This is a genomic window from Nocardioides sp., assembly GCF_041913365.1.
GTDB lineage: Bacteria > Actinomycetota > Actinomycetes > Propionibacteriales > Nocardioidaceae > Nocardioides.
Genome location: NZ_JAYSFM010000003.1, coordinates 331,046 through 349,941, shown reverse-complemented (window position 1 = coordinate 349,941; position 18,896 = coordinate 331,046). Strand labels below are relative to the sequence as shown.

General features: G+C 72.7%; 16 protein-coding genes. 6 read left to right on the top strand and 10 right to left on the bottom strand.

The window, feature by feature from the left end:
- Positions 1-147: 147 nt before the first annotated feature.
- Positions 148-1,968: a long-chain fatty acid--CoA ligase gene (locus ACE3QY_RS10050; protein WP_374455873.1), complete on the bottom strand. Its 1,821-nt coding sequence runs from the start codon at positions 1,966-1,968 to the stop codon at positions 148-150.
- Between the two features lie 185 nt (positions 1,969-2,153).
- Positions 2,154-3,086, bottom strand: coding sequence for an aminoglycoside phosphotransferase family protein (locus tag ACE3QY_RS10045; protein ID WP_374455872.1), 933 nt, complete (start codon positions 3,084-3,086; stop codon positions 2,154-2,156).
- Positions 3,087-3,190: 104 nt separating this feature from the next.
- On the opposite strand from ACE3QY_RS10045, the gene ACE3QY_RS10040 reads away from it, so the two are divergent.
- Together ACE3QY_RS10040 and ACE3QY_RS10035 are read left to right on the top strand one after the other, a co-directional pair.
- A complete protein-coding gene (locus tag ACE3QY_RS10040; protein ID WP_374455871.1) occupies positions 3,191-3,643 on the top strand; it encodes an XdhC family protein in 453 nt (150 codons plus the stop codon).
- A 3-nt stretch (positions 3,644-3,646) separates the two neighbouring features.
- Positions 3,647-4,735: a DNA glycosylase AlkZ-like family protein gene (locus tag ACE3QY_RS10035; RefSeq protein WP_374455870.1), complete on the top strand. Its 1,089-nt coding sequence runs from the start codon at positions 3,647-3,649 to the stop codon at positions 4,733-4,735.
- On the opposite strand, the gene ACE3QY_RS10030 is transcribed toward ACE3QY_RS10035, so the two are convergent.
- Positions 4,732-5,220, bottom strand: coding sequence for a HutD family protein (locus ACE3QY_RS10030; RefSeq protein ID WP_374455869.1), 489 nt, complete (start codon positions 5,218-5,220; stop codon positions 4,732-4,734). The genes ACE3QY_RS10035 and ACE3QY_RS10030 overlap by 4 nt on opposite strands.
- Positions 5,217-7,091: a translation elongation factor 4 gene (gene lepA, locus ACE3QY_RS10025; RefSeq protein ID WP_374455868.1), complete on the bottom strand. Its 1,875-nt coding sequence runs from the start codon at positions 7,089-7,091 to the stop codon at positions 5,217-5,219. Before lepA ends, ACE3QY_RS10030 begins: the two co-directional genes overlap by 4 nt.
- A gap of 98 nt (positions 7,092-7,189) precedes the next feature.
- Between lepA and ACE3QY_RS10020 the strand changes: the two genes are divergently transcribed.
- Positions 7,190-8,116 carry a DMT family transporter gene (locus ACE3QY_RS10020; RefSeq protein WP_374455866.1) on the top strand — a complete coding sequence of 309 codons (927 nt, stop codon included), beginning with the start codon at positions 7,190-7,192 and terminating at the stop codon, positions 8,114-8,116.
- Between the two features lie 53 nt (positions 8,117-8,169).
- Here the strand turns inward: ACE3QY_RS10020 and ACE3QY_RS10015 are convergent, their stop codons facing one another.
- Positions 8,170-8,718 carry a GNAT family N-acetyltransferase gene (locus ACE3QY_RS10015; protein ID WP_374455865.1) on the bottom strand — a complete coding sequence of 183 codons (549 nt, stop codon included), beginning with the start codon at positions 8,716-8,718 and terminating at the stop codon, positions 8,170-8,172.
- Between the two features lie 83 nt (positions 8,719-8,801).
- Between ACE3QY_RS10015 and ACE3QY_RS10010 the strand changes: the two genes are divergently transcribed.
- The 3 genes from ACE3QY_RS10010 to rpsT all read left to right on the top strand — a co-directional run bounded on the left by ACE3QY_RS10010 (position 8,802) and on the right by rpsT (position 11,137).
- Positions 8,802-9,764 carry a phosphotransferase family protein gene (locus ACE3QY_RS10010; protein ID WP_374455863.1) on the top strand — a complete coding sequence of 321 codons (963 nt, stop codon included), beginning with the start codon at positions 8,802-8,804 and terminating at the stop codon, positions 9,762-9,764.
- On the top strand, positions 9,761-10,705 hold the full coding sequence (locus tag ACE3QY_RS10005) for a hypothetical protein (protein ID WP_374455862.1): 945 nt from the start codon (positions 9,761-9,763) through the stop codon (positions 10,703-10,705). The genes ACE3QY_RS10010 and ACE3QY_RS10005 overlap by 4 nt, the downstream gene beginning before the upstream one ends.
- Before the next feature lie 171 nt (positions 10,706-10,876).
- Positions 10,877-11,137 (top strand): 30S ribosomal protein S20, encoded by a 261-nt coding sequence (gene rpsT / locus ACE3QY_RS10000; RefSeq protein WP_374455861.1) that lies wholly within the window; start codon positions 10,877-10,879, stop codon positions 11,135-11,137.
- A gap of 56 nt (positions 11,138-11,193) precedes the next feature.
- Here rpsT and holA read toward each other — a convergent pair whose 3' ends face one another.
- The 5 genes from holA to leuS form a co-directional block, all read right to left on the bottom strand.
- Entirely contained in the window at positions 11,194-12,180 is a 987-nt protein-coding gene (gene holA, locus ACE3QY_RS09995) for a DNA polymerase III subunit delta (protein ID WP_374455860.1), read from the bottom strand.
- 12 nt (positions 12,181-12,192) lie between these two features.
- The gene (locus ACE3QY_RS09990; RefSeq protein ID WP_374455859.1) at positions 12,193-14,460 is read right to left on the bottom strand and encodes a ComEC/Rec2 family competence protein; all 2,268 of its coding nucleotides are present in this window, start codon (positions 14,458-14,460) and stop codon (positions 12,193-12,195) included.
- 4 nt (positions 14,461-14,464) lie between these two features.
- Positions 14,465-15,274: a helix-hairpin-helix domain-containing protein gene (locus tag ACE3QY_RS09985; RefSeq protein ID WP_374455858.1), complete on the bottom strand. Its 810-nt coding sequence runs from the start codon at positions 15,272-15,274 to the stop codon at positions 14,465-14,467.
- Between the two features lie 147 nt (positions 15,275-15,421).
- Positions 15,422-16,279: a DegV family protein gene (locus ACE3QY_RS09980; protein ID WP_374455857.1), complete on the bottom strand. Its 858-nt coding sequence runs from the start codon at positions 16,277-16,279 to the stop codon at positions 15,422-15,424.
- A gap of 28 nt (positions 16,280-16,307) precedes the next feature.
- Positions 16,308-18,794 carry a leucine--tRNA ligase gene (gene leuS, locus ACE3QY_RS09975; protein ID WP_374455856.1) on the bottom strand — a complete coding sequence of 829 codons (2,487 nt, stop codon included), beginning with the start codon at positions 18,792-18,794 and terminating at the stop codon, positions 16,308-16,310.
- Positions 18,795-18,896: the final 102 nt, after the last annotated feature.

Sequence of the window (18,896 nt, the reverse complement as noted above, 5' to 3'; positions counted from 1 at the left end):
CCCGGGGCGGGAATCGGCCCCCGGCCGGGGTTTACCCGTTTGTGACTGGCCCGCCCGGGCCCCCCCTGGGGGCCGGGGCCCCCGGGTAACCGGGGGCCCCCCGCCCGACCGGTGCTCCTGTGCGCCCCGTCAGGCGCGGCCTCAGGGCTAGGCGTACATCTCGTCGATCAGCGCCTTGTGGTTGTCCTCGACGACGTTGCGCTTGACCTTCATCGACGGCGTGAGCTCGCCCGACTCGACCGTGAGGTCGTGGTCGAGCAGCTTCCACTTCTTGATGGTCTCCCAGCGGTTGAGGTGGCTGTTGAGCTCGTCGACGTACTCGCCGACCATCTTCTGCACCGCGTCGGACTGCACGATCTCGGTGTACGACGCCCCTCCCATGCCGTTCTCCTGGGCCCAGCCGGCCATGGCGTCGGGGTCGAGGGTGACCAGCGCGACGCAGTAGTTGCGCTCGTTGCCGAAGACCATGAACTGGCTGGCGTAGGGGCACACCGCCTTGAACTTCGACTCGATCGCCGGCGGCGCGATGTACTTGCCGCCGGAGGTCTTGAAGAGCTCCTTGATGCGCCCGGTGATGAGCAGGTGGCCGTCCTCGTCGAGGGCGCCCTTGTCACCGGTGTGCAGCCACCCGTCGGAGGTCAGCGTCTTCGCGGTCTCCTCGGGCAGGTTGTGGTAGCCGTCCATCACGCCGGGACCCTTGATCATGATCTCGTCGTTGTCGCCGAGCTTGACCTCGCTGCCCGGGAAGACCGGGCCGACGGTGCCGAACTTGTTCTGGTCGGGGTGGTTGACGAAGGAGCCCGCCGAGGTCTCGGTGAGGCCGTAGCCCTCGAGGATCTTGATGCCGGCCGCGCCGAACCACTCGGCGATGTCGCGGTTCAGCGCCGCGGCGCCGGAGATGAAGAACCGGACGTTGCCGCCGAAACGGTCGCGGATCTTGGAGAAGACGAGCTTGTCGAACAGGCCGTGCTGCACCTTCAGGCCCAGCGGGACGGACTTGCCCTCGCGCTTGAGCCGCTCGACCTCGAGGCCGACCTTGAAGGCGCTCTTGAAGATCTTCTCCTTGGCACCGCCCTCGGCGGCCTGCATGGTGACGATGCGGCCGTGCGCCTTCTCGAAGATGCGCGGCGCAGCGCCCATGAACGTCGGCTTCACGACACCCAGGTTGTCCACGATCTTCTCGACGCGACCGTCGATCGCCGCGGCGAAGCCGCACGCCATCTGGGTCGACATCAGCACCTTGCCGAAGGAGTGGGCCATCGGCAGCCAGCGGAACTCGAGGTCGTCGGGGCCGAGGATGCCCTGGGCGCGGATGGCCTCGCCCTCGTAGACCCACGAGGAGTGGCGGAGCCGCACCCCCTTCGGGCGGCCGGTGGTGCCGGAGGTGTAGATCAGGGTGGCGAGCTGGTCGGGGCGGATCGCCTCCGACGTCGTGCGCACCACGTCGGGCTGCTCGGCGAGCAGCGTGGCTCCGAGGGCCGCGAGGTCGTCGAGCGTGATGATCCAGTCGCCGTCGGCCTTGCCGTCGAAGGTCACGACCTTGCTGACGTGGGGCAGCTCGGCCCGGTGGGCGGTGAGCTTGGCGAGCTGCTCGTCGTCCTCGGCGAAGACGACCCGGCTCTCGGAGTCGCCGAGGATGTACGTCGTGTCCTCGGCGTTGGTGCTCGGGTAGACGGTGGTGGTCGCACCGGCGGCGCACATGATCGCCAGGTCGGCCAGGATCCACTCGTAGCGGGTGCCGGAGGCGATGCCGACCCGCTGCTCGGGCTGCACGCCGAGCGCGATCAGACCGGCCGCGAGGGCCTCGACCTTGTCGCCGGCCTGCTTCCAGGTGACGGACTCCCAGGCCTCGCCACGGGGGAACCGGAACGCCTCCGCGTCCGGTGTGGCGGTGACGCGGTCGAAGAACTGGACGGCCACGTTGGCCGGCATGGTGTCGAGGAAGGCCGTGTCGATGGTGATCGGCATCTGTTACCTACTCATTCGTCGGAGCGTGACGCGACCGCGTCACACAGCGGGGCTGGCTGCTGACTTGGGCTGTAACCTAGATCACTCTGTTTACCGGGTGGTAGCAAACTCGCCAATTGTCCGGACCACGGACCGTGATCAACCTCGCACGCCGCGTCTGGAGCGCCCCGAGAGGCAGGCGAGAATCAGTCCTGCACGGCCTTGGTGATCGCGATGCAGCGGGTGATCCAGTCCTGCTCGTCACTGCTGAGCGCGCGACCCGCACGCCGGGCGTCCTGCACCGCCCACCCGGCGTTCAGCACCATCCGGACCACGACCCAGTCCCGCGCCCGGTCCTCCTCGAGGCCGGCGGCATCGACCAGTGCGTGGAAGCGACGGCGGAGTCCGTCACGCACCGACCCGACCGCACCCGGGCCGCTGAGCTCGTCCATCCGGTTCCACAGCATCGGCGCCGGCTCGTAGTGCGCGTCGCCGGCCATCGGCTTGGGGTCGATGGCCAGCCACTCCCCCGCGTCGTCCGCCATCACGTTGGCGTAGTGGAGGTCGCCGTGCACGACCACGTGCGTTCGCTCGTCGGCCAGCAGGTCCGGTCCGAGCGACAGCGCCTGCTCGACGTAGCGCCGTGGGACCGGCAGGTCGCGGCCCAGGTCGTCGAGCTCGCGCAGCCACCGCTCGACGTACGACGCCACGGTGGCCAGCTGCGGCAGCGCCGGGACGTGCAGCCGGCGGTAGAGGTCGCCGACGACCTCGCACGCCTCGACGTCCCACGCGTCGCCCAGGTCGGGGCCGGGCAGCCAGTCGAGCAGGAGCGCGCGCCGGCGCGGGTCCGCGCGCAGCAGCCGCACGGCCCCGTCGCCTCCCCACTTCTGGAGGGCGAGCCCCTCGTGCAGCGACTCCTCGTCACCGTCGAAGGACACCTTGAGCGCGGCCCGGGCGCCGTCGGCGTCCGTGACAGGCACGACGACGGAGCAGAAGCCGTGCAGGGACTCGCCCACCGGCGTCAGGCGCCACTCCTCGAGCAGGTCGGCGGTCAGCCGCGGGAGCCGGTCGAGCCATCGTCCCCAGTCCTCTCCCAGCTGTCGTTGGGACAGCAGGCCTTCGGGGATGGTGACGGGCACGTCGCGACAATAGGCTGGCGGACGTGAGCGAGCGCCAGCGAGCTCACCATCGAGAACAGCGCGACATGTGCCTCATGCGCGCACGGAGCGAAGCGAGTACGTGCATGAGCTTGCGCCAGCAGCCGTGGTCGGACGACGGCCCGACCCACGGCCGGATCCTCGTCCTGACCGACAACCCGATCTCCCGGGCCATCGCGGTCATCGCGGCCACCGTCGGTCGTGACGTGGTCGTCGAGCCCGCCGACGACGGCGGCCCCGGCCTGGACCCGGCGGCCGGCGACGCGGTGGTGCTGTGCGACCACGACGCCCCCGACGCGCCCCGGGTGCTCCGGGCCGCACTCGCCTCCGAGGCGTCGTACGTCGCGATGATGGCGAGCCGCCGCCGGGCGTCCGGGCTGCTGGACGAGCTGGTCGAGGAGGGCGTCGACGTCTCGACGCTGCACGTGCCGGCGGGGCACGACCTCGGCGGGAAGGGTCCCGGTGAGATCGCGTTGTCCGTCGTCGCCGAGATCGTCGCCGGGTCCTACGGCCGCCCCGGCGGCCCGATGCGCGACTGATCCGTGGCGCTCTCCTGGGACGACCTGGCGGCCGCCGCGCTCGCCCGGCAGTTCCCCGACCCCGCCCCCGACGTCGCCGGTCGCCTCACCCAGGTCGGACCGGTCCAGTCGCAGACCGCGCGATCGCCGTTCCTCGGGCTTGCGGCCCGGTTCCCCGGGACGACGCGCGCCGAGGTCGAGGCGGCGTACGAGTCCAGCGCGATCGTGCGCGGCAGCACGATCCGCGGGACGGTCCACACCGCGACACCCGAGCAGTACGCCGCCCTCGGCGCGGCGACCCGCGTCGGCCAGCGGACGCTGTGGCAGCGCCTGCTCAAGCTGGAGCGCTCCGGGCTCGACGACCTGTGGGCCGCGACCGAGCGCTTCGCGGCCGAGTGGCGCACCACCGACCAGCTGCAAGAGCACCTGCACCACTGGCTCCTCGAGCACGAGGGCCACGACGACGTGACCGGCAACGCTGCCGGGCGCTACCTCGCCTTCGGGCACGGCGGCCTGGTGCGGCGACCGGTCAACGGCGACTGGTCGGGGCAGGGTGCCCCGGAGTACCGGACGCTCGCACCCGCGGCAGCCGCCACGTTGACCGACGCCGTGCGCGTCCACCTGCGCAGCCACGGCCCGGCGTCGCGGCACGACGTCGCGTGGTGGTCGGGCCTCGGGCTGCGGGTGGTCGACGAGCTGCTCGCCGACCTCGGTGACCTGACGTCCGACCTGGGCCCCGACGGCCGGACGTACGTGGCCCTGCCGGACGCCCCACCACCGCGCGTGCCGGACGGCGTACGCCTGCTCCCCGAGTTCGACGCGCTGATGTGTGGCTACGACCCGGCGGCCCGGGTCCGCTTCGCGACGCAGGCGCACCTCGACCGGCTCTGGATCGGCGCCAACGGGATGGTCCTCCCGCCGCTGCTGGTCGACGGTCGCATCACCGGCTACTGGCGCGCCACCGGGTCCGCGAGGAAGCGCCCGCTCGAGGTGGTGTGGTTCGCCGGCACCCGCAAGCCCCGCAAGGCCGAGCTCGACGCTCCGGTCCGGGCGCTGGAGACCGGGCTCGGGATCACGGTCACCGACCTGACCCTCACCCGCGAGCAGGTCTAGCGTTCGAGGGTCACGACCGCGACGGTCGACCGGCCGGCCACCTCGCCCGGACCGGCGACCAGGCTGCCGGCGCCGTCGCCCTTCAGCACGAAGGCGGCCTGGTCCTCCGCGAGCGGCAGGGTCGACGTACGCCCGAGCTCGAGGACCGTCACGTGCGGCGACACGGCCGGGTCGACGATCACGTTGAGGGCCCGGACCGGCCCCTGGGGCACCGAGGCCTCGACGGCGGCGTCGCCGGAGAAGGCGAACGGCCGCTGCGGCTCGACCACGTGGCTCTGGCCGTCGACGTCGAGCCCGAGCACCGGGCCGTCGACGACGGTCAGCAGCCGGCGGCGCCCCGGGAACGACGAGAACGGGCCGTCCGCCCCGATGTCGGCGAGGCTGATCCGCCAGGAGCCGTCGTCGGCGACCAGCAGCTCGCGCGTCGTGCCGCCGCCGTTGGCCCACGGCTGCGGACGGACGTCGGCGACGCGGACGACGGTCACTTCTTGCCGGTCTTCTCCGACGGCTGCGTCGTGGCGAGCGCGGCGACGAACGCCTCCGGCGGCACCTCGACCGAGCCGATGTTCTTCATCCGCTTCTTGCCCGCCTTCTGCTTCTCCAGCAGCTTGCGCTTGCGGCTGATGTCACCGCCGTAGCACTTGGCCAGGACGTCCTTGCGGATCGCGCGGATGGTCTCGCGGGCGATCACGCGGGCGCCGATGGCGGCCTGGATCGGCACCTCGAACTGCTGGCGCGGGATGAGGTCCTTCAGCTTGCCGGCCATCATCACGCCGTACGAGTACGCCGCCTCGCGGTGCACGATCGCGCTGAACGCGTCGACCGGCTCGCCCTGGAGGAGGATGTCGACCTTGACCAGGTCGGCTGCCTGCCAGCCGGAGCGCTCGTAGTCGAGCGAGGCGTAGCCCTTGGTGCGCGACTTCAGCTGGTCGAAGAAGTCGAAGACGATCTCACCCATCGGCAGCGTGTAGCGCATCTCGACGCGGTCCTCGGAGAGGTAGTCCATCCCCTGCAGGCTGCCGCGCTTGAGCTGGCACAGCTCCATGATCGTTCCGATGTAGTCGGCCGGCGCCAGGATCGTCGCCTTCACGACAGGCTCGCGGACCTCGGCGACCTTGCCGTCGGGGTACTCGCTGGGGTTGGTCACCTCGACCTCGGTGCCGTCGTCCATGCCGACCTCGTAGACCACGTTGGGCGCGGTCGAGATCAGGTCGAGGTTGAACTCGCGCTCGAGCCGGTCGCGGGTGATCTCCATGTGGAGCAGTCCCAGGAAGCCGCAGCGGAAGCCGAAGCCGAGCGCGCCGGAGGTCTCCGGCTCGTAGGTCAGCGCCGCGTCGTTGAGCTGCAGCTTCTCCAGCGCGTCGCGCAGCGTCGGGTAGTCGTCGCCGTCGATCGGGTAGAGACCGGCGTAGACCATCGGGTTGGGGTGCTTGTAGCCGCCCAGCGGCTCGGTCGCGCCGTGGTGCTGCGAGGTGACCGTGTCACCCACGCGGGACTGGCGTACGTCCTTCACGCCGGTGATCAGGTAGCCGACCTCGCCGACACCGATCTCCCCCGCCTTCACCGGCTCCGGGCTGATCACGCCGACCTCGAGCATCTCGTGGACCGCGTTGGTCGACATCATCTTGATCCGGTCGCGGTGGCTGAGCTTGCCGTCGACGACGCGGACGTAGGTGACCACGCCGCGGTAGGTGTCGTAGACCGAGTCGAAGATCAGCGCGCGCGCCGGCTTGTCGGCATCGCCCACCGGGGCAGGGGTCTGCTTGACGATCTCGTCGAGCAGCGCCTCCACGCCGACGCCGGTCTTGGCGCTGGTGAGCAGCACCTCCTCGGGCTCGCAGCCGACCAGGCCGGCGAGCTCGGCGGCGTACTTCTCCACGTTGGCGCTCGGCAGGTCGATCTTGTTGAGCACCGGGATGATGTGGAGATCGGCGCCCATCGCGAGGTAGAGGTTGGCCAGCGTCTGGGCCTCGATGCCCTGCGCGGCGTCGACCAGCAGGATCGCGGCCTCGCAGGCCTCGAGGCTGCGCGAGACCTCGTAGGTGAAGTCGACGTGGCCGGGCGTGTCGATCATGTTGAGGACGTAGGTCCCCGGCTCGGCGCCCGCCGCGTTGTCGGCCTTGACCGTCCACGGCATCCGCACGGCCTGGCTCTTGATCGTGATGCCGCGCTCGCGCTCGATGTCCATCCGGTCGAGGTACTGCGCACGCGCCGCGCGCTCGTCGACCACACCGGTCAGCTGCAGCATCCGATCGGCCAGCGTCGACTTGCCGTGGTCGATGTGCGCGATGATGCAGAAGTTGCGGATGATCGACGGGTCGGTCGAGCCAGGCTGGGGCGCGTTCTTGAGGCTCACGGACTGCTTTCAGGGGTACGACGGCGGGCTCGGCTCATTGTTCCACGCAGGCGGGGGCACGCCGAACCGGCGGGCGGCCGGACGCTAGCGTGCCGGGGGTGACCCGGCCGCCCCGCACGTCCCACCTCCCGCTCGTCCCGGCGGCCGCCTTCGTCCTCGTGTGGTCCTCCGGCTACATCTCCGGGCCGGCCGCGGTGCACGCGGCAGCCCCGTTCTCGGTGCTGGGGTGGCGGTTCGTGCTGGCCGCGCTCCTCGGCGCCGGCCTCGCCCTGGCGCTGCGGCGACCGACCCGCATGGACCGGGCCACCCTCGGCCGCGTGGCCGTCGTCGGCCTGGTGATGAACGCGCTGCAGTTCGGGCTGATGTACGTCGCCTTCGACCTCGGGCTCGGCGCGACCCTCGCCTCCCTGTTCCACGCCTTGAGCCCGGTGCTCACCGCCATCCTCGCCGCCGGGCTGCTCCACGAGCGGGTCACCGCCCTCCAGGTCGGCGGCTTCCTCGTCGGCGTGGTGGGCGTGCTGCTCGTGCTCGGTGCGGACCTCGGCCACGCCGGCGGGCCGGTCGCCGTCCTCATCGGCTGCCTGAGCATGCTCACGCTCAGCCTCGGCACGCTCGGACAGCGGTGGATCGGGGCGCAGCCCGACCTCCTGTGGTCGGCCGCGGTCCAGTTCGCGGTGTCCGCGCCCCCGATGCTCGTCCTCGGCTTGGCCACGGAGGGACCCTGGCCGGTCACCGACACCTCCCGTGCCGTCGCGTCCGTGCTGCTCCTGGCCATCGTGAACTCGATCATCGGGCTCGTCCTGCTGTCGCTGCTGGTGCTCCGCGGCGGCTCCGGCGCGGCCGCCAGCCTGTTCTTCCTCAGCCCGCCCGTCACGGCCGTGATGGCGTGGGTGGTGCTCGACGAGACCCTCACCTTGACCCAGCTGGTCGGGCTGGCCGTCGCCGTGGTCGGCGTCGGCGCGGCGACCCGCACCCGGTCCCCCGCGGCGAGGAGCACGGAGAGCGTCGCCCCGCCCGCGGCGTAGTCCAGTGGCAGATGGCTGGCGACGGGCCGGCTGGACGACCATCTGCCACTGGACTACCCCGACGTAGCGGACGACCCCGACGTCGGCACCCAGTAGCGCCGCTTGACCCCGCGGACGTCCTCGAGCTCGCCACCGGCGGCCTCGATGACCCGGACCGAGCCGAGGTTGTCGACGTCGCAGGTGACCAGCGCCGGGTCGATCCCGAGGCCGAGCGCCCACGGGAGCGCCTGCTGCAGCATGGCCGTCGCGTGGCCCTCGCGACGGCGGGTGGGGCGGACGTCGTAGCCGATGTGCCCGCCCACGTCGAGCAGGAAGTCGTTGAGCCGGTGGCGGATCGCGATCCGACCGAGGTAGTCCTCGCCGTCGACCCACCACAGGGTGGTGCACGGGACGTGGAAGTCCGGTCGCGGGGTGTCCTCCTCGGCGTCGGCCCTCACCGCCTCCACGAAGGTCGCGAACGCCTCCGGATCGCGCCACCCGGGCGCGTTGTGCTCGATCCACGCAGCGGTCTGGCTGAACTCGGCCCCCTCGGCGACGAACTCCTCCATCGCCTCGAGGAAGGACCGCTGGACGGAGGTGGTCGGCAGGACGAGCTCGGGCATGACCCATGTGTACCGGTGCCCCGGCGACCGGCTCCACCCGATATCGGTCGTGGATGCGGACGCCGTGGGGAAGGATGCCGCCCATGTCCCGCACCGCACCCGTCGCGCCTTACCCAGCACCGCACGACAACACCGCCCGGCGCCTCGAGTGGCCGTTCCTGCCGCCGAACCTGAGGGCGTACATCGAGCGCAAGTGCGGCTCCCCCGTCGTCTCGGCGATCTCGCAGACGAGCGGCTTCACGCCCGGCTTCGCATCGGTGCTGGTGTGCGAGGACGGCTCGCGCCACTTCGTGAAGGCGGCCTCGGTCAAGGCGCAGCGACCGTTCGCCGACTCCTACCGCGAGGAGGCGCGCAAGCTCGCCGCCCTGCCGACCGCCGTGCCGGCCCCGCGGCTGCTGTGGCACCTCGACGACGACTGGGTCGTCCTCGGCATCGAGTACGTCGCCGCGCGGACGCCGCACCGCCCGTGGCAGGACGAGGACCTCGACGCCGTCCTCGACGCGCTCGAGCAGGCGGCCGACGCGCTCACGCCGCCCCCGGAGGGGCTCGACCTGGACTCCGCGGAGGACGACTTCGCGTCCCTCGTCGACGGGTGGACGGCGCTCCGGGAGAGCCGCGCCGACCTCGACCCGGCCCACCTCGCCGAGACCGAGGCGCTGGCGCGTCGCTACGCCGAGGTCGTCGGCGGCGACACCGTGATGCACACCGACGTGCGCTCCGACAACGTCCTCATCGACCCCGATGGCCGCGCGCTGCTCTGCGACTGGAACTGGCCCGTGCGCGGGGCCGCGTGGTTCGACTCCTTCGCCGCCCTCATCGGGCCGCGCGGGGAGGGCATCGACGTCGACGCCGTGATCGCCGACCGGCGGCTGCTCCGCGAGGTCACGCCGGAGGCGCTCGACATCATCCTGGCCCTCTACGTCGGCTACTTCCTCACCCAGGCCGAGCTGCCGGTCCCGCCGACGTCGCCCCACCTCCGCGACCACCAGCGCTGGCAGGGCGAGGTCTGCTGGCAGTGGCTCGCCGAGCGCCGGGGCTGGGCGTGACCGCTCCGCGCGCGGTCGGCGTGCGCCGGCCCTACGCCGCCGTGCCCGCGACCGTGCGCACGTGGGTCGAGGAGACGCTGGGCTCGCCCGTCGTGGCGACGGCCGAGCAGGTCGGTGGCATGTCGCCGGGGTGCGCCACCCGCCTCACCTGCGCGGACGGCACGCGCGCATTCGTGAAGGCGGTCGGGGCGGAGCTCAACCCCGACACCCCCGGCCTGTTCCGGCGGGAGGTGGCGGTGCTGGAGCACGTCGGCGCGCACGAGCTGTGGGCGCGGCTGCTGGCGTCGTACGACGACGGGGCCTGGGTCGCGCTGCTCATCGAGGACGTGGACGGCCGCCACCCCGACTTCAGCCACCCCGGTGAGCTCGAGGCCGTCCTCGCCGGCACCGACCGGCTCTCGGCCGTGCTGCAGGAGCGGGACGTCCCCGCGACGGTCGACCTCGTGGACGTCGGCCACCGCTTCCAGGTGTGGGCCGAGTCCCTCGACACGCTCGCCGACGCACCTGTCGAGGCGCCGGTGCCCGACTGGTTGCGCAGCGACCCACACGGGTGGGCGGGCATCCTCAGGGCCGAGGCCGCGCGCCCGATGCCGCACGTCGTGCACTGGGACATCCGGGTCGACAACCTCCTGAGACGGCCCTCGGGCGACATCGTCTTCCTCGACTGGGGCACCGCCGCGCGTGGCCCCGCCTGGGTGGACCCGCTCCTCGCCCGCCTCGAGCGGGTCGACGAGGGGTGGTTCGATGGCTCGATCGCCGGCTCCCCCGCCCTCCGCGAGGCCGGCGACGAGGTCGTCACGGCCTTCCTCGCCGGCTTCGGCGCCCACCTCGCCGTACGCTCCGCGGTCGCGGTCGACGTGAACCTCCCCACGCTCAACGATTTCCGGATCCGTGAGTCGCGCCGCATGCTGGAGGCCGTGGCCCGGCGCACCGGTCGCTGAGCCCGTTCGCGGGCGCTCAGGCGATTTGGGCGCGCGCGAGGCCTGCCGGTAGAGTCAGGCCCTGCATGTCCGGCACCCGACCCTCCCCGTGCCGATTCTGGGAGGGGTTGCCAGGCAGCCGACAAGCACCAGACTTCCATTCAGACCAGTTCTAGCTCCGAGGATCCACACGTGGCGAACATCAAGTCCCAGATCAAGCGCAACAAGCAGAACGAGCTGCGCCGTCAGCGCAACCAGGCCGTGAAGTCGCGCCTGAAGACCGCCGTGCGCAAGTTCCGCGAGCTCTCCGAGGCGGGCGACAAGGACGCGGCCGTGGCCGCCGGCCGCGACGCCATGAAGGCCCTCGACAAGGCCGCCTCGAAGGGCGTCATCCACGCCAACCAGGCCGCCAACCGCAAGTCGTCGATCGCCAAGAAGGCCGCCGCTCTCTGAGCCGGCCCTCCCGCTGAGCACCCGCCCTCGTGGCGGGTGTTTCGCATTTCGGGCGTTCAGCGCCCCTCGCGCAGCCCGGCGACGGTGAGCACCAGCCGCTCGAGGGTGTACGACGCGTCGTGCGCCTGGCCCTTGATGTCGGCGTCGGCCACCGCCACGGCGCGGACCGCGGCCGCGATGCCCTCCGGGCTCCACGACCGGGACTGGTCACGGACGGTCCGGACCTTCCACGGCGGCACGCCCAGGTCGCGGGCCAGGTCGGCGTCGCGCGCACCGCGCGGTGCGCCGAGGTAGCGCGCCAGGCTGCGGGCCGAGGCGGCCATCGCCGAGGTGACCAGGACCGGTGCGGTGCCGGAGTCGAGCGCCCAGCGCAGCTCCTCCAGCGCCACCGCCCGGCGGCCCGCGAAGGCCGCGTCGGCCACGGTGAACGACTTGGCCTCGGCCCGGCCGCCGAAGTAGCGCTGGACCTTGTCGAGGGTGAGCGGCTCACCGTGGAAGTCGTTGGTGAGCTGGTCGGCGGCCGCCGCCAGCGAGCGCAGGTCGCTGCCGACCGCCTGCACGAGGAACGTGGCGGCCTCGGAGTCGATCCTGGCGCCGTGCGCGGCCACCTCGGAGCTGACGAAGCCGGGCATCTCGCTGGGCTTGACCTCCTCCGACTTCACCTCGGTGACCGCCGGCAGCTTGCGCAGCTTGGTCAGCACGCCGCTGCCCTTCGCGCCGCCCGAGTGCACCAGCACCAGCGCGACGTCGTCGGCCGGACCCGCGCAGTAGTCGAGGAGCCCGTCGACGGACTCGTCTGGCAGGTCCTCCAGCCCGCGGACGATGACGCACCGGATCGAGGAGAACAGCGACGGTGCGGCCATCTCCCCCAGCGCGGCCAGGGTGAGCTCGGCGGCCGCCGACTCGGCGAGCTCGGCCTCCGGGTCGTGCGCCCGCACCGCCTCGCGCACCGAGGCGACCGTGCGCGAGGAGAGGTACTCCTCCTTGCCCGTCACGAGGACGACGTGGCCGAGGACCTGCGCGGCGGTGGGAGTGCGTGCCATGGTGCCCGCACTCTATCCGCGGGCGACGACACCGACCTCGCCCTCCCGGACCACCACGACCACGTCGCCCGAGACGTCCGTCCGCCACACCCGGGCACCGGCCGCCGTCAGCGCCGCCAGCACGTCGGGTGCGGGGTGTCCGTAGCCGTTGTCCTCCCCCACCGAGACCAGCGCCAGCCGCGCCCCGAGGGAGGTCAGCCAGTCGAGGTCCTGGTGGCGGCTGCCGTGGTGGGGCACCTTGAGCACGTCGACCCGCAGCCCGGCGAGGTCTCGTGCGAGCGCGGACTGCGCCGACGGCTCGACGTCGCCGGTGAGCAGGATCCGCAGGCCCCGGACCTGGGCGAGGACCACGACGCTGGCGTTGTTGGGCGCGCTCTCGCCCGAGCCGTCGAGCGTTGCGCCCGGTCGCGGCCACACCTCCTGCAGCGTCACGTCGCCCACCGTCCGCGTCGCCCCGTACGCCGGCAGCGCGGGGTCGTGGCCGAGCACGGTCGCCACCTCCCGCGCCCCGTCCGGCGGGTCGGGGAGGGACGACCCCTCGACCTCCCCGACCCGGCGTCCCTCCAGCACCCCGGCCGTCCCGTCCACGTGGTCAGCGTGGAAGTGGGTGAGCACGAGCAGCGGGACCGAGGTCACCTCGAGCCGGTCGAGGCAGTGGTCCATCGCGACCGGGTCGGGGCCGGCGTCGACCACGACCGCGGCGTGCTCGGCGGCGCGGAGCACCAGCCCGTCCCCCTGCCCCACGTCGCACATCGCCAGGACCCACCCCTCCGGCGGCCCGCCGATCGTGGGAGGCCGGACCAGCATCACGACCACGAGGAGTCCCGCGCAACCCAGCGAGGTCGACGGGTGGCGGAGCACGCGGGGCGTGACCGCGACCATGACGACGCAGAGCGCGGTGAGCAGCGCCAGGGCGACCGGCCCGGTCCCCCACGGCACCGCCGCGGTCGGGATCGCGGCTCCCCAGCGGGCGACGGCGATGATCCAGCCGGCGGACCACGCGGCCGGGGCAGCGACCACGGCTCCGAGCGGCGGCCACGCCAGGCCCAGCAGGCCGCCCGCGAGCCCCAGCACCGTCGCCGGTGCCACCGCCGGCGCCGCCAGCAGGTTGGCCGCCACTGCGACGAGGCTGACCTGCCCGGACAACGCGGCCACGACGGGGGTGCACGCCACTTGGGCGGCCAGCGGCACGGAGACCGCCTCGGCCACCCACCGGGGCGTCCACCGCATCAGCGCGTCACGCCAGCCCGGCGCCAGCAGCAGGATCCCGGCAGTCGCGAGCACCGAGAGGGCGAAGCCGGCAGTCACCGCGAGGCGCGGCCACACCAGCAGGAGCAGAAGCACCGCGACGCCCAGCGCGCGGGTGCCCCGTGAGCGGCCGTTGCGGCCCATCCCGACCAGCGCGACGGTGCCCATCGCCGCGGCGCGGACCACGCTCGGCTCCGCCCGGGCGGTGACCACGAAGCCGACGATCCCGATCGCGGCCAGCGCGTGCAGCCACCGCCCGCGTACGCCGACCCAGCGCCCCAGCACCAGCAGGAACCCGACGACCAGGGTGAGGTTGGTGCCGCTGACCGCGAGCAGGTGCGTCAGGCCGGTGGTCCGGAAGTCGTCGGCGAGGCCGGGGTCGAGACCGCCGTCGTCGCCCACGACCAGCGCCGGCACCAGCTCGCGCGCGTCGGCGTCCCGGTCGGAGACCGCGGCGCGCACCGACCGGCGTAAGGCCGCGGCGGCGTCCCACCACTTGTCGGGCTCCGCCAGCACCCGCGGCTCACCCAGCGGCCGGACGAGCGCTGCGACGTCGCCGTCGCCCGCGACCAGCCGGGCCGAGGTCTCGACCGTCGTGCCGAGCGGCTGCCGCGGCCAGTCGGCGTCGGCCATCACCACGACGGGGGCGTCCAGCGACCACGCGCTCCCCCGTCCCTCCACCCGGGCCACCCGTGCCCGGACGACCTGGAGGTCGCCGTACTGCCCCGCGACGACCCGGGTGTCCGAGGTCAGGTCGAGCCGCACGGTCACGACAGCTCCCTCGGCCGCGAGGCCGGCCAGCGGGGAGGTCGTGACGACCGTCTGATGGAGCGTCGCCACGCCGGCCACGGCGACGAGCGCGGCGAGCGGCCCGAGCCACGCCACGGCCCACCAGCGCCGCAGCGTCCCGAGGCCGGCGAGCACGGCCACGCCGAGCGCGGCGACCAGGGCCGCCCACCCCGGCAGCACCAGCACCAGCAGCGCGCCGGTCCAGGCACCCAGCCCCAATGCGACCGCGCGCAGGTCGGGCACGGGGTCAGAGCGTGACGAGCGGGGCGAGGTCGGCGAGCGTGGCGTCGCCGATCCCGTCGACCTCGAGGAGCTCCTCGACCGAGGTGAAGCCGCCGTGCTCGCTGCGCCACGCCAGGATCGCCTCGGCCGTCACCGGACCGACCCCCGGCAGCGTCTCCAGCGTGGGCTGGTCTGCGGTGTTGAGGTTGACCAGCGTCTCCCCGGACGGTGCGGACGAGCCGAGGGTGCCGGCGACCCCGGGCGCGGGCGCCACCCCGACCAGAATCTGCTCACCGTCGACGACCGGCCGCGCGAGGTTGAGCGATGTGAGGTCGACGCCGCGACGCGCTCCCCCGGCCGCCTTCAGCGCGTCGACCACGCGCGAGCCGGGCGGCAGCACCGCGATGCCGGGCCTGCGCACCTTGCCGGCGACGTCGACGACCACCTCGCCCGACGGCTGCTCGGTCGCGGGTGCGCCGGACGGTGACACCGCGGCCAGCTGCGAAGGCGCCGGCTCGACCGGCGGCAACGGCACGGCCTCGGCCTGGTCGCGCACCACCAGCCAGGCCGCCAGGCCGACCGCGAGCGCGGCCACCACGGCGACCACGGCGAGGTGGACCGGCCCCAGCTGGAGCCGTCCGATCCGCAGCCGGCGGGACGCGTGCCGCCCCGGCACGGGGAGCACGACCGGCGCAGGCGGTTGCTCCGAGGGCCGGACGCGGGTGTGCGTCGAGGCGTCCGGCTCGCCGCGTACGGCGGCCAGCTCGGCGCTCAGCGTCGCCAGCCGCCGCGACACCGCCTCGGCGTGCTCGGATGCGGACTGGGATCGACGCATGGCTCCACGCTAGGAACGCCGGGCGCCCCTCGACAGGGCCCGCGAGCGATCTGTGGAGAGACCTGTCAGGCCTTTGCTGAACTTGTCGGCCCGTGCACGGCCTGACAAGTTCAGCGATCCCCGGTCAGCCGGGGATCGCTGAAGATGTCAGGGCCGCGGCGAGACGCAGACCGCGACCATGCCCGGACCGACGTGGGCGCCGAGGACCGCGCCGAGCTCGCCGCACATCACCTCACGGCCCTCGAGGCCGGGCGCCAGGCGGTCGGCGAGGGTGGTGGCCAGCTCCTCGGCGCGGTCGGCGTTGGCGAGGTGCGACACGCAGACGTCGACCGCCTGTTCGCCCGCCACCTCGACCGCGAGGTCGGCCAGCCGCGCCAGCGCCCGCGACGCCGTACGCACGCGCTCGCGCGGGACGACCCTGCCGTCCTTGATCTCGAGCAGAGGCTTGACGGCCAGGGCGCTGCCGAAGAGCGCGGCCGCCGCCCCGATCCGGCCGCCGCGGCGGAGGTACTCCAGGGTGTCGACGTAGAACAGCGACGAGGCGGCCTGCCCGCGGGCGAGCGCCGCCTCGGCGGCCTGCTGGGCCGTCCCCCCGGCCGCCAGCACGTCGGCGGCGGTGAGGGCGGCGTAGCCGGTGGCGATGCCCACCTGCCCGGAGTCGACCACGTGCACCGGGAGGTCGACCTCGAGGGCGGCGAGCTGCGCGGACTCGAACGTGCCGCTCATCTCCCCGGACAGGTGGATCGAGACGATCTCCTCGACACCGTCGGCCACCAACGAGCGGTAGACCTCGGCGAAGAGCGCCGGAGCCGGTCGCGAGGTGCTGACCGGGACGAAGTCGCGCAGCGCCTGCGCCACCACCTCCGGCGTGGCCCCGTCGGGGCCCTCGTCGAGCACCTTGGCACCGATCACCACCTGCAGGGGCACGACCCGGATGCCGCGGGCCTCCGCCAGCTCGGCGGGCAGGCTCGCGGTCGAGTCGGTGACGACGACCACGCGAGGCATAGCGAGACCCTACTGGCGAGCCGGCGCCTCAGACGACGATGTTCACCAGCTTCGGTGCGCGCACGATCACCTTGCGCACCGTCGCCCCGTCGATGGCGCGCTGGACGCCCTCGTCGGCCAGCGCCGCTGCCTCCAGGTCGGCCTCGGAGATGTCCGGGGAGACCTCCAGCCGCGCGCGCACCTTGCCCTTGACCTGGACGACCGCGGTCACGGTGTCCTCGACCAGCAGCGCCTCGTCGACCTCCGGCCAGCCGGCGCGGACGACGGTGGGCTCGTGGCCCAGCCGCTCCCACATCTCCTCGGCTGTGTAGGGCGCCACCAGCGACAGCAGGATCGCCACCGCCTCGGTGGCCTCGCGCACCGCGGGGTCGTCCGGTCCGCAGCCGGAGTCGATCGCCTTGCGGGTGGCGTTCACCAGCTCCATCACCCGGGCGACCATCACGTTGAAGCGGTAGGTCTCGACCAGCTCGGCCGCGTCGTGCACCGTCCGCGCGGTCGTACGCCGCAGCGCGACGTCGCCGGTCGTGACGTCCGCCCCGGGTGCCGAGGTGACGTCACCGGACAGCCGCCACGCCCGCTGCAGGAAGCGCAGCGACCCGTCGGGCGACATGTTGGCCCAGTCGATGTCGTCCTCCGGCGGGCCCGCGAAGACCAGGGTCAGCCGCACCGCGTCCACGCCGAAGGCGGCGAGCTGCTCCCCCAGGTTGACGCCGTTGCCCAGGGACTTGCTCATCTTCTTGCCCTGGTTGATCACGAAGCCCTGGTTCAGCTGGGCCGACCACGGCTCGCGGAAGTCGACCAGGCCCATGTCGTTCAGGACCTTGGTGAAGAAGCGGCCGTACAGCAGGTGCAGCACGGCGTGCTCGACCCCGCCGACGTACAGGTTGCACGGCATCCACGCGTTGACCTTCGCGCTGTCGAAGGGCTGCGTGTCCTCGTGGGGCGAGCAGTAGCGGAACATGTACCAGGACGAGTCCACGAAGGTGTCCATGGTGTCGGTGTCGCGCGTGGCCGGGCCGCCGCAGGTCGGGCAGCTGACCTCGACCCACTCGGTGGCGCCCCCCAGCGGCGAGGTGCCCTTGGGCTTCAGGTCGGCGCCCTTCAGCATCGGCAGCGTCACCGGCAGCTGGTCCTCGGGCACCGGGACCTCGCCGTCCACCGGGCAGTGGATGATCGGGATCGGGGCGCCCCAGTAGCGCTGGCGGCTCAGCAGCCAGTCGCGCAGCCGGAAGTTGACCGTGCCGCGGCCCAGCTCCTTGCCCTCCAGGTAGGAGATCGTGGTGGACTTCGCCTCCGCGACGCCCATCCCGGACAGGTCGATCTCGTCGTTGGCGGAGTTGATCGCCGGGCCGTCGCCCGTGAAGGCCTCCCCCTCCCAGCCCTCCGGCGGCTCGACCGTGCGGATCACCGGCAGGTCGAAGGCCTGGGCGAACTCCCAGTCGCGCTGGTCCTGGCCGGGGACGGCCATGATCGCGCCGGTGCCATAGTCGGCCAGCACGTAGTCGGCGGCGTAGACCGGGATCTGCGTGCCGGTCAGCGGGTTGGTCGCGTGCACGCCCAGGAAGACGCCGGTCTTCGGGCGGTCGGTCGACAGCCGGTTGATCTCGGTCTCCTTGCGGACCTCGACCAGGTAGTCGTCCAGCGCCTGGCGCTGCTCGTCGGTGACCAGCTCGGTGGCCAGGGCCGCGTCGGCGGCGACCACCATGAAGGTCGCGCCGAACAGCGTGTCGGGGCGCGTCGTGTAGACGGTGACCGGCTCGTCACGCCCCTCGACCGCGAAGTCGACGTGGGCGCCCTCGGAGCGACCGATCCAGTTGCGCTGCGCGGTGACGACGCGGTCGGGCCAGGTCTGCTCCAGCTCGTCCAGGCCGTCCAGCAGCTCCTGGGCGTAGTCGGTGATCTTGAAGTACCACTGGGTCAGCTCCTTCTTGGTCACCTCCGCCCCGCAGCGGTCGCAGACGCCGCCGACGACCTGCTCGTTGGCCAGCACCGTCTGGTCGTTGGGGCACCAGTTGACCGGGCTGTTCTTCCGGTAGGCCAGGCCGCGCTCGTAGAACTTCAGGAACAGCCACTGCGTCCACCGGTAGTACTCCGGGTCGCTGGTGTTGAAGGTGCGCGTCCAGTCGAACGACGCGGCGTAGCGCTGGCACGACTCGATCGACTTGGCGATGTTGGCGCGCGTGTAGGTGTCGGGGTGCTCGTCGTGACGGATCGCGGCGTTCTCCGCGGGCAGCCCGAAGGAGTCGAAGCCCATCGGGTTCAGCACCTCGTAGCCGCGCTGCCACCAGTAGCGCGCCACCACGTCGTGCAGGGCGAACACCTCGGCGTGGCCCATGTGCAGGTCACCGCTCGGGTAGGGGAACATCGTCAGCGCGTAGCGCTTCTCCCGCGGGCTGTCGTCGTCGGCCCGGAACGGCTGGAGGTCCTCCCAGACACGCTGCCACTTCGTCTCGGTGCCGGCGATGTCGTACGTCGCGCGCTCGGCGTCGTGTGCTCCGGTGTCTGGGCTGCTCATGGCGGGATCCTCTGCAGGTGCGGGTGGTGCTGGGTCGGGCATGAAAAAACCCCTCACATGGAGGGGTGGCCGCGTGTCGGTCTCCGTGGGTGGGAGGCCCCG

What these genes read in the sequence shown, in the direction of transcription:
- holA (WP_374455860.1), bottom strand. Translation starts at nt 12,180, where the DNA reads ATGGCACGCACTCCCACCGCCGCGCAGGTCCTCGGCCACGTCGTCCTC.
- ACE3QY_RS09985 (WP_374455858.1), bottom strand. Translation starts at nt 15,274, where the DNA reads ATGCGTCGATCCCAGTCCGCATCCGAGCACGCCGAGGCGGTGTCGCGG.
- leuS (WP_374455856.1), bottom strand. Translation starts at nt 18,794, where the DNA reads ATGAGCAGCCCAGACACCGGAGCACACGACGCCGAGCGCGCGACGTAC.
- ACE3QY_RS09980 (WP_374455857.1), bottom strand. Translation starts at nt 16,279, where the DNA reads ATGCCTCGCGTGGTCGTCGTCACCGACTCGACCGCGAGCCTGCCCGCC.
- ACE3QY_RS10050 (WP_374455873.1), bottom strand. Translation starts at nt 1,968, where the DNA reads ATGCCGATCACCATCGACACGGCCTTCCTCGACACCATGCCGGCCAAC.
- ACE3QY_RS10015 (WP_374455865.1), bottom strand. Translation starts at nt 8,718, where the DNA reads ATGCCCGAGCTCGTCCTGCCGACCACCTCCGTCCAGCGGTCCTTCCTC.
- ACE3QY_RS10010 (WP_374455863.1), top strand. Translation starts at nt 8,802, where the DNA reads ATGTCCCGCACCGCACCCGTCGCGCCTTACCCAGCACCGCACGACAAC.
- ACE3QY_RS10040 (WP_374455871.1), top strand. Translation starts at nt 3,191, where the DNA reads ATGAGCTTGCGCCAGCAGCCGTGGTCGGACGACGGCCCGACCCACGGC.